Origin of the sequence: Sulfurimonas sp. (assembly GCF_032250635.1) — a bacterium.
In the GTDB taxonomy this organism is placed as follows: domain Bacteria; phylum Campylobacterota; class Campylobacteria; order Campylobacterales; family Sulfurimonadaceae; genus Sulfurimonas.
Window position 1 is genome coordinate 7,380 of the sequence record NZ_JAVVFL010000012.1, and the last position, 12,901, is coordinate 20,280.

At 34.8% G+C, this 12,901-nt stretch carries 10 protein-coding genes; all 10 read left to right on the forward strand.

Going from position 1 to position 12,901, the window contains the following annotated elements; translation table 11 throughout:
• Window positions 1-181: 181 nt before the first annotated feature.
• A complete protein-coding gene (locus RQ763_RS01465; RefSeq protein WP_314150701.1) occupies window positions 182-493 on the forward strand; it encodes a hypothetical protein in 312 nt (103 codons plus the stop codon).
• Window positions 493-798 carry a DUF167 family protein gene (locus RQ763_RS01470; RefSeq protein WP_314150703.1) on the forward strand — a complete coding sequence of 102 codons (306 nt, stop codon included), beginning with the start codon at window positions 493-495 and terminating at the stop codon, window positions 796-798. Before RQ763_RS01465 ends, RQ763_RS01470 begins: the two co-directional genes overlap by 1 nt.
• Window positions 799-855: 57 nt before the next feature.
• Entirely contained in the window at window positions 856-2,118 is a 1,263-nt protein-coding gene (locus RQ763_RS01475) for a M18 family aminopeptidase (protein WP_314150704.1), read from the forward strand.
• A complete protein-coding gene (locus RQ763_RS01480) occupies window positions 2,118-3,101 on the forward strand; it encodes a HAMP domain-containing sensor histidine kinase (RefSeq protein ID WP_314150705.1) in 984 nt (327 codons plus the stop codon). The genes RQ763_RS01475 and RQ763_RS01480 overlap by 1 nt, the downstream gene beginning before the upstream one ends.
• 53 nt (window positions 3,102-3,154) lie before the next feature.
• Window positions 3,155-3,442, forward strand: coding sequence for a hypothetical protein (locus tag RQ763_RS01485; RefSeq protein ID WP_314150706.1), 288 nt, complete (start codon window positions 3,155-3,157; stop codon window positions 3,440-3,442).
• Window positions 3,443-3,509: 67 nt separating this feature from the next.
• A complete protein-coding gene (gene ccsA, locus RQ763_RS01490) occupies window positions 3,510-6,635 on the forward strand; it encodes a cytochrome c biogenesis protein CcsA (protein ID WP_314150708.1) in 3,126 nt (1,041 codons plus the stop codon).
• Between the two features lie 108 nt (window positions 6,636-6,743).
• Complete coding sequence (locus tag RQ763_RS01495) at window positions 6,744-8,543, forward strand: site-specific DNA-methyltransferase (protein WP_314150709.1); 1,800 nt, start codon at window positions 6,744-6,746, stop codon at window positions 8,541-8,543.
• Between the two features lie 9 nt (window positions 8,544-8,552).
• Window positions 8,553-9,860, forward strand: a complete 1,308-nt coding sequence (locus RQ763_RS01500; RefSeq protein WP_314150710.1) for an ATP-binding protein — start codon at window positions 8,553-8,555, stop codon at window positions 9,858-9,860.
• Complete coding sequence (locus tag RQ763_RS01505) at window positions 9,857-10,375, forward strand: DUF4276 family protein (protein WP_314150712.1); 519 nt, start codon at window positions 9,857-9,859, stop codon at window positions 10,373-10,375. The genes RQ763_RS01500 and RQ763_RS01505 overlap by 4 nt, the downstream gene beginning before the upstream one ends.
• 3 nt (window positions 10,376-10,378) lie before the next feature.
• The coding region (locus tag RQ763_RS01510) for a DEAD/DEAH box helicase family protein (RefSeq protein ID WP_314150713.1) at window positions 10,379-12,901 on the forward strand (2,523 nt) is incomplete at its 3' end.

The following is a 12,901-nucleotide window of genomic DNA, read 5'->3' on the forward strand; positions in this document are numbered from 1 at the left end:
CATTTCTTTAGGATCTCCAGAAGTCAACCTGAAGCCAACCACAGATACTACAGTATACCTGAATATAAATTTTTTGAGCATTGAGCAAGAAAATTCAATGTATCTGAGAAGAGAGGTCATTTCAAACTTTATAATCTTGATATAATTGTGTCATCAGGTACAAATATTTATAGGATTCAATATGAGACATAAAATCAAAGCAAAAGCGCAAGAAATCGCACAAAATCCAAATACGCAAAAAGCGTTGCGCTCTATGAAACCGCAGAAAAATTTTTGGGGGATAGGCGGGGTTATTTTGTTTTTTATAGTTCCTGAGATTATTGCCTACATGTGGGGTGCGGATATTACAGCTTATGCAACCAATGGGCTTTTAAGCGCTCCTGATTTTTTAGAAGAGAAATACTATGAGCTTTTGGTGATGCTTTTTGAAGAGGGCATGAGCTATCTAAATCTTGCCATCGGCATAGCACTTCTGGTTTGGTTGTTTTTCTGATGAGAGCAAGAGATTTGGCGCATCTGTTTTATGAGTGGGAGGGAGATGTTTTGGTTGTAAATATCTTGGGAACTCCTGCTGCAAAGAGAGATGTTATAGGAAAAGTAAAAGGTAACCAGCTTAAAGTAAGCGTAAAAGCACAGCCACAAAATGGAAAGGCAACGGACTACATGGTGGTTTTTTTGGCAAAAGAGCTTGGTGTGAGCACGTCTGCTATCGAGGTAGTTTATGGGCGGGAGAGCATCCACAAACAGCTTCGCATAAAAGCGCCGAAAAAGTTGCCTGATAATATAGAATTTGAGTAGAATAGAAGATATTTTTGTATAATCAGAAAAAAATTATAAATTAAATTAGGAACTGTAATGATGATAAAACAAGATTTCAATGAAGGTTTGCTGGGTTTTTTGGATGCTTCGCCTACGCCGTTTCATGCAACTATAAATATGGCTGGAATGTTTGAAAACGCCGGTTTTATAAAGCTAAACGAGATTGAGAAGTGGTCTTTGGAGAAGGGGAAGAAGTACTACGTCACACGAAACGACTCATCCATTATAGCTTTTACATATCCCGGCTCTAAAAACTACGTGATGGTCGGCGCGCATACAGATTCTCCAAACCTAAAACTAAAGCCAAATCCGGTTATAAAAGAGCATGGAGTCGTAAAGTTTGGAGTTGAGCCTTACGGCGGTGTTTTGCTAAATACTTGGTTTGACAGGGATCTCTCTTTGGCGGGGCGAGTGACCTATCTTGACTCAAATAACGTCATTAAAGATGCGCTTATAGATGCCAAAAAAGCCATCGCAATCATTCCATCTCTTGCCATCCACCTTGATAGAGAGGTGAACGAGAAAAAAAGCGTCAATGCCCAAACAGATATTACGCCCATTTTATCTACATCTGAGGAGTTTAGTTTTGAGCTGTTTTTAAAAGAGCAGCTAAAGTCAAGCGGTGTGGATGATGTAAAAGAGCTTTACGCAAACGAGCTTAGTTTTTACGACACGCAAAAAGCCTCTTATATCGGGTTGAATGACGAGTTTATCGCAAGTGCAAGGATAGACAATCTGCTTAGCTGTTATGTCGGGATGCTCTGTGTTTGCAGCGTTGGCGAGGATAAACCGATGCTCTTTATTGCAAGTGATCATGAAGAGGTTGGAAGCGAGAGTACGTCGGGGGCAGGGGGCTCGTTCTTGGAGAGCACGCTCAAGCGTATGTTTGGAGATTTTGAAGAGTACACGCAGATGATCCGCTCGTCTATGCTTATAAGTGCGGACAATGCGCATGCAATCCATCCAAACTTCCCAAGCAAACATGACTCAAACCATGCACCGCTTATTAACAAAGGGAGTGTCGTCAAGGTTAATGCAAATCAGCGTTACGCTTCCAACTCAAAGACGATTTCAAGATTTATGAATGTTGCATCCTCCATCGGCGAGCCGATTCAAAACTTTGTAACAAGAAGCGACATGGGGTGCGGCTCAACCATCGGTCCCATAACAGCCTCAAGACTCGGCATTGAGACTCTCGACGTCGGGCTTCCGACATTTGCTATGCACTCCATCAGAGAGCTTTGCGGAAGCGATGATGCATATAGTCTTTATAAAATCGTTTTGGGATTTAACGACTGATGTCAGGCATAACACCCGATGAGCTAAGCCTTCTTATAGAGCAGACCTATAGGGTAGAGAAGGAGTTTAACGAGCTAAAAGCCTCTTATGCGCATCTGCAAGATACCGTTGAGGAGGTTGTTGAGTTTTTGCCAAATGCCATCTGGATACTACAAAAAGACGGCAGTGTTTTTCTGCAAAACTCTCAGGCAAAATCACTTGGCGAACTCTTTGAACTTTTGGAGCTTAAAAATGATGACTATGAGGTGCAGTTTAGCTCAAAATCATACCTTATTAAAAGCTCTTCATACAAAGAGAAATTGCTTCTTAGCGCGACCGATATAACCGAGCAGAAGAGAAAAGAGAATCTCGCAACCATGGGGCAGATGGCGGCACATCTCTCTCATGAGATAAGAAATCCCATAGGCTCCATCTCACTTTTGAGCTCAACGCTAAAAAAGAGGGTGCTTCCGGAGAATGTACCAATTGTCGAGGAGATTCAAAAGTCGGTATGCAGGATTGAGAGGATTGTAAAAGCAACGCTTATGTTTAGTAAAGGTGTGCATGCAAACAAAGCGCCATTTATGTGGAGTGAACTTCAAGATGCCCTAAATATGGCTGTTGGATACTACGGTTATACGAAAGATATAACATTTATATTTCCAGAGCAAAAATTTATACTAAATGCCGACAAAGATCTTCTTGAGATGCTCTTTTCAAATTTTTTAACAAATGCCATCGATGCAATAGAGCTTGATGATAATGAGTACGGAAGCGTTGAGATTGTCTATGAGTGTGATGGCGAATTTCATAAATTTTACGTTTATGACAGCGGTGTGATGATTGAAAATACCAAAGAGCTTTTTGAGGCGTTTAAGAGTACAAAAGTCAAAGGGAATGGACTGGGGCTTGTTCTCTCAAGACAGATTGCCGAGGCTCATGAGGGAAGTGTTGAGCTGCTTGAGGGCAAAAGAAAGGGTTTTGAGATAAAACTTGCGCTATGACAATTTTTTTTGAATTATAAGATGTTAGAATAAACGAAAAAAAAGGGGTAAATGTGAAAAAAGAGTTGATTGAGGTTCCAAGAGCTACACTGGATTTTTACAAATATGAAGAGGATGGCTTGACATACTATGAGTACGATGCAACAGGTTGTCAGCCGCCTGAGCCTATGGTAAACACAATGGTAGGTCTCTCTCTTCTTAAGAGCGAAAATGATAGATTGGTCGGAATATTTTTTCACGAGCCATTTCCTCTATATGACAGGATTCCTCTCACAATATCACACGAAGCTGCGCAGCTTGAGAGCGGTGACTTTAGAATAACCTTTAAACTCGAAGAATAAGCCAATCTAGTTAAACTTCGTTATCTAAATTTAACTAGAATATCCTTTTTTAAATAAGGATATATATATGAAACAAATTCTATCGCTAATTAGTTCTATGAAAACGATGGCTCTCTTGATGCTAATCTTTGCAGCAGCCATCGGTTATGCTACATTCATAGAGAACGACTACGGCACAATTACCGCAAAAGCTGATGTTTACAACGCTTTGTGGTTTGAAGCTTTAATGGCTCTGCTAGCCATCAACCTGAGTATCAATATAGTTAAAAACAAAATGTTCAGCGTTAAAAAAGCTCCTATTTTTATCTTCCATATCTCATTTCTTATCATACTTCTTGGCGCGGCAATAACACGTTTTATAGGCTTTGAGGGAACTATGCACATTCGTGAGGGTGAAACGGCAAATACTATGATTAGTATGGATACCTACTTCATTGTCAGCGCTAAAGTAGATGAGAAAAAAATCGAGAGCGAAAAGAGCGTATTTCTCTCCAAAAGAACAAGCAACTCGCTATCAACATCTCTAAACATCGACGGCAAGGATGTAAATGTAAAATTGTCAGAGTATATTCCTGATGTTGTAGAGAGCTATGTTGAGGGCAAAGAGGGCGGCTTTGAGATGATTGATATGATGGTCACCGGCGAGCAGGGAAGCGAGCCTATAAAACTTCGCAGAGGCGAATACTATGAAAATGAGAACATAGCAATAGATTTTGACTCTAAAAAGATGTTTTTAAAACCTACCATCTCTGTATATAGTGAAAATGACGAACTATTTATGAAGCATGACTTTACTCTGAAATTTATGAAGATGGACGGCGGCTTGGAGGGCGAGATTACCCCAAGCGAAAAAAGTACTCTTGAGCTAAGAACACTTTTTGGTGCTAATGGAAGTAACTTTGTCATTAGAAACTTTTACAAGCATGCAAGTACTAAACTTGTCTCAAATCCCAACGCATCTTCTATGTCACCTGGAATGGATGCGCTCATATTTGATGTAAATGTAGCGGGTGTATCTGAGAGTGTTACAATCTTTGGTCAGGCAGGTAGACGTGCAAAAGAGAGCCACAATGTAGTAAACGGCGTAGATGTACACATAGCATACGGTTCAAAAATAATTGAGCTCCCTTTTGGCGTAAAGCTTTTGGATTTTCAACTTGATAGATATCCGGGCTCAATGTCTCCTGCCTCTTATGCAAGCGAGGTTGAGCTGATAGACGAAGAGCAAAACATACATATGCCTTACAGGATCTACATGAACAATATTTTAGAGCATCGCGGGTATAGATTTTTTCAATCTTCATTCGATCAAGATGAGCAGGGAACTGTTTTGTCGGTAAATAATGACCCGGGAACATTACCTTCATATATAGGATACTTTCTTTTAGGATTGGGTATGTTTTGGTCTCTCTTCTCAAGACAAAATAGATTTGCACAACTCTCAAAAAGAGCAAAAAAAGCAAGCGAGCAGAAAGTTCTTGGAATTTTACTCTCACTCGGAATGCTCTTTAGCGTTGCACCGACATACGCAGAGGAGGTGGACCCTGTTATAAAAACAGTACTCTCCTTTGACAAAGAGCATGCCAAAAAATTTGGCGAGCTTATAGTGCAAGACAGTGCAGGAAGAATGAAGCCGCTAGACACACTCTCTCATGAGATACTGGCAAAGATTCATAGAAGCACAACTCTTAAAGTGGGCGATAAAAGTTTAAATGCAAATCAAGTTATTTTGGGAATGATGTCAAAACCGGATGCCTATAAAGAACTTAAAATCATTAGAACAAAAAACGAAGAGATAAATAGAATAATAGGAACAAAACTAGATGCTACATATGCATCTTTTACGCAGTTTTTTGCAGATCCTGAGAATTTAGGCAGCTATAAATTAGTTGAGTATGTTGACGCTGCCGCTAGAAAAGAGCCAAAAAGTAGAGACCTTTTTGATAAAGCGGTTTTAGAGGTAGATGAGAGGGTAAACATCTCTTTTTCTGTTTACACCGGCGATCTTATGAAAATTTGGCCAAAACCAAATGACATAAACAACAAATGGTTTCCAAGCATAGAGGCACTTCAAACTTTCCCGCAAGATCATGCCGTTAAAATCAGAGAGATAGCCTTTGATTATTTTGTCTCGCTAGACAAAGGTGTTACTACAGGGGATTGGAGCGACGCAAACAGTGCAATAGACAAAATTTCAAAGTATCAGACATTTTATGGAGTCTCTGTTATGCCTTCTGAGACAAGAATAAAAGCTGAGATGTTTTACAACTATGCAAATATTTTTGAGAGACTCTACCCTCTGTATTTTGTCATCGGTTTTATGCTCTTGATAGCAAGTTTCATAAAAATACTAAAACCGGCACTTAACATCAGAGTACTTGAGAAGAGCTCATTGTTGATTTTAACGCTCTTCTTTGTTGCTCACACGTTCGGACTTGGTCTTAGATGGTATGTTGCGGGGCATGCGCCTTGGTCTGATGGATATGAGTCTATGATATACATTAGCTGGGCAACTATTTTAGCGGGTCTCTTATTCTCTAAACGCTCATCAATGACCATGGCTTCAACTGCAGTACTTACAGGCTTGATTCTCTTTGTGGCGCATCTAAACTGGATGAATCCGCAGGTGACAAACCTGGTTCCTGTTCTTAACTCATACTGGCTTAGCATACATGTTGCGGTTATCACTGCTAGTTACGGCTTCTTGGGGCTTGGCGCACTTTTGGGCTTTATAGTGATCCTTCTGTTTATATTTAAAACTAAAAGCAATGAGAAGCATATCTCGTTATCAATTAAAGAGCTAAACTCCATTAACGAGATGGGTCTTATGATAGGTCTTGTGTTGTTAACGGTTGGAAACTTCATAGGCGGTGTCTGGGCAAATGAGAGCTGGGGACGCTACTGGGGCTGGGACCCGAAAGAGACATGGGCGCTTGTGACCATTTTGGTCTATGCGGTCGTTGTTCACCTTAGATTTATCAAGTCGATCTACAGCGAATTTAACTTTAGCGTTATTTCGTTGTTGTCATATACATCGGTCATCATGACATACTTTGGAGTGAACTACTATCTTGCTGGAATGCACTCTTATGCAAAGGGTGACCCTGTTCCTATTCCTGATTTTGTTCCTGTGACATATACGATCCTCTTTATCGTAATTGCCATTGCGTTTAGAAATAGAAAGCTAGCCTAGATATTAGTGGTTTTCTATACAATATTTTAGCTTATGTGTATTGCTGATAAATAGTTTTTTATATATTGTTTAGATATAATCGTCTCATTTAGAAAATAGGGCTATGTGTTGATAAATTTAGAGAGTCAAGATATAAATAATCACAAGATTGAAGAGCTAGAAAAAGTAGAAGAGCTTAAAAATATATTTCCTGAAGCTTTTGAAGATGGCAAGTTAAATATAGAGAAGTTTAAAAAGCTGCTTTTTGATATAAAAGATGAGAAAACTGAACACTATAGCTTTAATTGGAGCGGTAAGCAGGACTGCTACAAAATCATAAAACAAAAATCAAACGCAACGCTAAAACTTGACGATGATAAAACCATTCTTGATGGAGACAATGTCTTCATCGAGGGCGACAACTTAGAAGTTTTAAAACTTCTTCAAACCTCCTACCACAAAAAAATCAAGATGATTTATATAGACCCGCCATACAACAAAGACAAAGATTTTGTCTATAGCGACACATGGGGTGACACCATTACAAACTATCTTATCCAAACCGACCAGTTAAGAGAAGAGGGCTACACAAGCACCAAAACTTCAAGCAGCGGAAGACGACACACAAACTGGCTCAATATGATATATCCACGGCTTTGGTTAAGCAGAAACCTACTAAAAGATGACGGTGTAATCTTTGTAAGCATAGATGACGATGAAGTGCATAATCTTAGAAAAGTGATGGATGAGATTTATGGGGAAGAGAATTTTGTAGCAAGTTTTTTATGGAAAAAGAAATCAACAACATCAAACACAAAAGGTACAGAAGTAAGTCCTCAAATGGATTATAATTTATGTTATAGAAAAACAGATAAAGCAAAAATAAAACAAAGAGTTAAAGAAAAAGAAAATAGAGAGTACCCTTACAATGATAGTGAAGGTAATTATAGAATAACAGTTATTGAAAAAAAAGACAGCGGTTCTTACAAAAGAAATACTATGAAATACCCAATTTTAGGTTATAAACCTAGAGACGGAAAAAGATGGCAAATTGGTGAAAAAACTGCTAAAGAGCTAGAACTAAAAAATAGGTTTTATTATGATGGAGAAAAAATAATTCAAAAAATATATGATTTTGAAGATGAAGATACTTTTTCTGCACAACCAAATATATTACCTGATGTTGGAAGTACAGATAGTGCTGCACAATTTTTAAATGATGAGTTATTTGGTGTATCTGAGTTATTTGATAACCCAAAGCCAGTAAACTTAATAAAACATTTTTTGAATCTTGCAACAAATGAAAACGACATTATCCTAGACTTTTTCGCAGGAAGCGGAACGACCGCTCATGCTGTGATGCAACAAAATATTGAAGATAATGGAAATCGAAAATATATCTTAGTCCAACTCCCAGAAACGACAGAAGAAAATAGCGAAGCTTACAAAGCAGGGTATAAAAAAATCAGCGACATCACAAAAGCTAGAATAAAAAAAGTGATAGAAAAATTAGACTATAAAGACGGTTTTAAATCATACAAACTTGATAGCTCAAATTTTCAAGTGTTTAAAGAGCTAAAAAAACGACCAAATGATAGTTTTGAAGATATTATGAAGATGTTAAAGATGAGTGTATTTACTGAAAATATTTTAACTCAAGGTGCAAAGCATATTGATATAGTTTATGAAGTAGCACTAAAAAATGGATTTAGTTTAAGTGCTAAAAATGAAGAGATAAAAACTCCAAAATATAGCTTTATAAGACTATATGAAGAGCGAAGAGAGTTTTGCTTCTGTTTTGATAAAGAGATACAAACAGACATACAAGAGTTTATTCCAGAAGGTGCTAAGTTGATTTGCTTTGATAAAGCACTAAGTGATAGCACGAAACTAAATCTTAGAGAAAATATAGATTTAGAGACACTGTAGGGGTTGGACATGAGATTAGGTTATGATAGATTAGGCATAGCAAAATTTGACTCAAATAGTATTTTATTAGAGAGTCTATATATAGATAACTTTAAAAGTTTTAAAACAAGTAAGTTTGAATTTGGAAAGTTAAATTGTCTTATAGCACCTAATAATACTGGGAAAAGTAATCTAATTGATGCACTTAAATTTTTAGATTCTCTTATTTATGAAAATACAGCAAGGGCCATTTCAAAAATTGGTATAAAAAATATAAAAAACTTTCACTATGATGAAAAAGAGACTAGATTAAATGCAAGGTTTTTAATAAAAAATAGAGTTTTAGTAGCTGATGAGCTTATAGATTATGATGTAACTCTTCTATTTTTATTCACACTTAATTTAGATGAAAAAATATCCAATATCGATATTTTAATAGATGGAAAAATAAAAAGTGTAGTTATAGATAAAAATGATTTAAAAAATGGTTTTGGACTTAGAATATTTTATGATATAGAAGGTTATATAATAAATAATTCTTCATATATTGAAGAACTTAATAAAAAGAAATATAGATCATTTCATTTTGACCATAATACTACTTCAAAAAATCAAGTAATAGAAACAAGATTTGAGAGCACACATGAAATTGTGGAAAAGTTGTTAGGGCTACAAGAAAATAAAATCTTAGATTTTAAAAATATATTTAATAAAAGTTCGCTTTTTGCTTCACACTATTTTCATGCACATGATATAAAAAGAACTCAAGAGTCCGGATTTGGATACCTTTTAGAAAACGGTACAAACTTGACAGAGTATCTTGAAAATTTAAGAGAAGATGTTTTTGAAGATATATCAACTTCATTGATTGGAGAGGTTGAGCTTGTAACATCTATAGAGATTAAAGGTGAGTCTATACCTGAAGTGGTCTTTAATGAAGAAGTCAATGAACAAACATATCCAGTGAATATCAAAAATATCTCAGATGGAACAATCCACTTTTTAGCAATTATGACCGCTATTTTAGGCAATAAAAATGCAATTGGAATGATGATAGAAGAACCTGAGCGACATATGCACATGAAGGTATTGTCATATATTCTAAATACGATGAGAGATGATGATAAGCAGATATTTTTTACTACACATAGTACTGAATTGTTATCGCAGCTTAAACGTGATGAGATTATTTTTATGTTTAGGGATTATGCAGGAGATACTAAAGGGATACGGGCTAAGGATATTGAAAATATTAAAAAAATTATGAAAATTTATAAAGATGATTTAGTTGAGATGATTAAAATTGGTATTTTAGATAACTTAGAGGATGAGTTGTGAAAATAGGTTTGATAGTTGAAGGAGATAGTGATAAAAAGTTTTTTGAAGATTATTTCAAGCCTAAATTAAAAAAAGACATTATAGTAATATCATCAGGCGGCAAAAAAAGTGGCTGTAAAATATTAAATAAAGCAAAAGTACACAAAGATATAGAAGCACTTTTTAAGAGAAAATGTGAAATGGTATATGTTCTGATTGATTTAGATACTCAGTGTAAAGTAGGACAACAATTTAATTGTATTTTAGAATTAAAAAAATGGTATAAAGAAAAAATAGAAATTGATAAGTTTGATAATACTTTAGTAGCAATCGTCTCCAAAGAAATAGAATCATGGATGTTGTCAGGATGGGAAACTAGTGATAATAAATCAAAAGAAGATTTAAGTAATAAATTTCAACATAGAAAAAAGTTGAGAGAAGAAGATTTAGTGAAAAAGTTTTTATCTTCAAAGAAGGATATTCAAAGAAGCAACAATAGATCATTAAAATATTTTTTAGAAAAGCTTGGACTTTAATATATGCAAATAAAATATCTCAAACAACCACATCAAGAAAAAGCAATAAACTCTATTATAGATATATTTCAAGGACAGCCAAAACAAGATAATCAATTTGATATTTTTGACGGTGAAGCGGTTTGTGCAAATGAACTTTTATTATCACAAGATACTATATTAGACAATTTAAATCAAATACAAAAGTTAAATAATATCGAAATATCTAATGAGTTACAAAGTTTAGATTTTTCTATAGAGATGGAGACAGGCACTGGAAAAACTTTTGTTTATATAAAAACCATACTTGAACTGTATGCAAAGTACGGATGGAGTAAATTTATCATTATAGTTCCTTCTATTGCAATAAAGGAGGGCGTTTTAAATTCACTTAATAGTATGCAAAGCCACTTTAAAGATGAGTTTAATTTTCCTTATGATTATTTTGAATATGATTCAAGTCGTTTAGGAAGTTTAAAACATTTCATAAGAGATGATATTTTGCAAATAATGATTATGACAATTGACAGTTTTAAAAGAGCTGGGACTGTACTAAATATGCCAAGAGAAGGATTTGTCGGGGCTCCAAAAGAGAGTCTTAAAAAAACAAATCCTATTTTGATACTTGATGAACCACAAAATATGGAGAGTGATTTAAGTAAAACTGCATTAAGTGAACTAAATCCACTTTTTACACTTAGATATTCTGCGACACATAAAAACTATTATAATCTTGTGTATAGTTTAACTCCCAAAGAAGCACTTGAAGGCGGGCTTGTTAAACAGATAGATGTTTTAGCTCTAAGTGAAAATCAAACTATAAATGATGTTTATATAAATGTGTTAAAAATCGAGATAGACAAATCTTCAAGAAAACCAGTTGCCTCACTTGAACTTATTGTAAAAAATAAAGATGAATTTGTTACAAAACCAGTCAAAATAAAAGGTGAAGACAGCTTAAAGGATAAGACAAACAATTCAATATATGACGGTTTTATTGTTGATGAAATATCTTCTAAAGAGATGTATATAAAATTTGAAAATGGTTTAAAACTAGAGCTAAATGATGTAAATGGACAAGTAAAAAAAGAGATACAAAAACAACAAATTAGCGAAGCTATAGAGCGGCATATGAGAAAGTTTGAAGAACTTAAACTTCAAGATATTAAGGTGTTAAGTCTATTTTTCATAGACAAAGTTGCAAATTTTTTAAGTATTGAAAACGGTTGGCTAGAAGAGTATTTTATAAGTGAATTTGAGAGACTCAAGGTAGAATTTGAGAGTTTCAAAAATAGAGATGCCAAAGAGGTATATGCGTACTATTTTGCAAAAAGAAAAGCTGCTTTTGTCGATGAGCTTAAAAATAATGATAGTGACAGAAAACTGCAAAAAGATACTTATGACTTAATCATGAGAGATAAAGAGAAGCTTTTGAGTTTTGAGGATAAACATAGCTTTATATTTTCACATAGTGCATTAAAAGAGGGTTGGGATAATCCAAATGTCTTTTTTATAACAACACTAAACGATACAAAATCGGAAATGAAGAAAAGACAGATTATAGGTCGAGGGGTGCGGCTTCCCGTAAACTCGAAAGGTGAAAGAGTAGAGGATAAAGAGATAAATAGACTTACCGTCATTGCAAACGAGAGTTTTGATGAGTTTGCTAGAGGCTTACAGCAAGAGTATGACATAGGCGGAAACTGCGCTCAATATGTAAAACCTAATAATTTAAATCATAAAAAGTCAGCAAAAAGAAAATATAACGAAGATGATATAAAAGAGTTTAAAGAACTTTGGGAAAAACTTAAACAAAAAACAATTTATGAGATACATTTAGATACAACAAACTACAGAGATGAAGTTAGTGAAAAACTAAAAAATATTGAGGTTAGAGAAAAAAAGATTGTAAAACAGTTTGGAAATATAGAGAGCAGTTTTGATGGATATGTAAGTGAATCAAAAAGTACTAAGATTGATGTGGAAGAAGAACTGCCAAATATTGTTTCAGTTATAGAAAAGCATATGGGTCTTTCAATACAAACGATTATTGAAATATTTGAAAAAGTTGGCATAGAAAAATTTACAAAAGAATTTATAAAAAATAGTGACTCTTATATCAAACAAGCTATTGAAGCTTTTGAAGATGTTATGTTTTCTATGTTAAGTAAAAGTGGATTGGTTTATAAAAAAATAGATGAATATTATGAATTTGCCAATATTTTCCCTGAAGAAATTTCAGGATATAAATTGGAAGATTGTAGAAAAGGGCTTTATGAGGCTGAACAATATGACTCAGATACTGAAAAGAATTTTATAACTTGTACGGACACAAATAACTTTAAGATTTTTACTAAACTACCTAATAAATTTAAAATAAAAACTCCTCTTGGAACTTATAATCCTGATTTTGCTGTAGTGAAACTTGATGAGAGTGAAGGAAGTTTTATCGTTGAAACAAAAGGAAGTGATAAAAAAAGAGACAGCAGAGCAAGAGAGGATTGGCAAATAGAATATGCAAAAAAACATTTTGAACTTATTGGTCTA

Bases quoted from the DNA above. Each gene is read 5' to 3' on its own strand.
- RQ763_RS01475 (WP_314150704.1), top strand. From the start codon at position 856: ATGATGATAAAACAAGATTTCAATGAAGGTTTGCTGGGTTTTTTGGAT.
- ccsA (WP_314150708.1), top strand. From the start codon at position 3,510: ATGAAACAAATTCTATCGCTAATTAGTTCTATGAAAACGATGGCTCTC.
- RQ763_RS01480 (WP_314150705.1), top strand. From the start codon at position 2,118: ATGTCAGGCATAACACCCGATGAGCTAAGCCTTCTTATAGAGCAGACC.
- RQ763_RS01470 (WP_314150703.1), top strand. From the start codon at position 493: ATGAGAGCAAGAGATTTGGCGCATCTGTTTTATGAGTGGGAGGGAGAT.
- RQ763_RS01465 (WP_314150701.1), top strand. From the start codon at position 182: ATGAGACATAAAATCAAAGCAAAAGCGCAAGAAATCGCACAAAATCCA.
- RQ763_RS01500 (WP_314150710.1), top strand. From the start codon at position 8,553: ATGAGATTAGGTTATGATAGATTAGGCATAGCAAAATTTGACTCAAAT.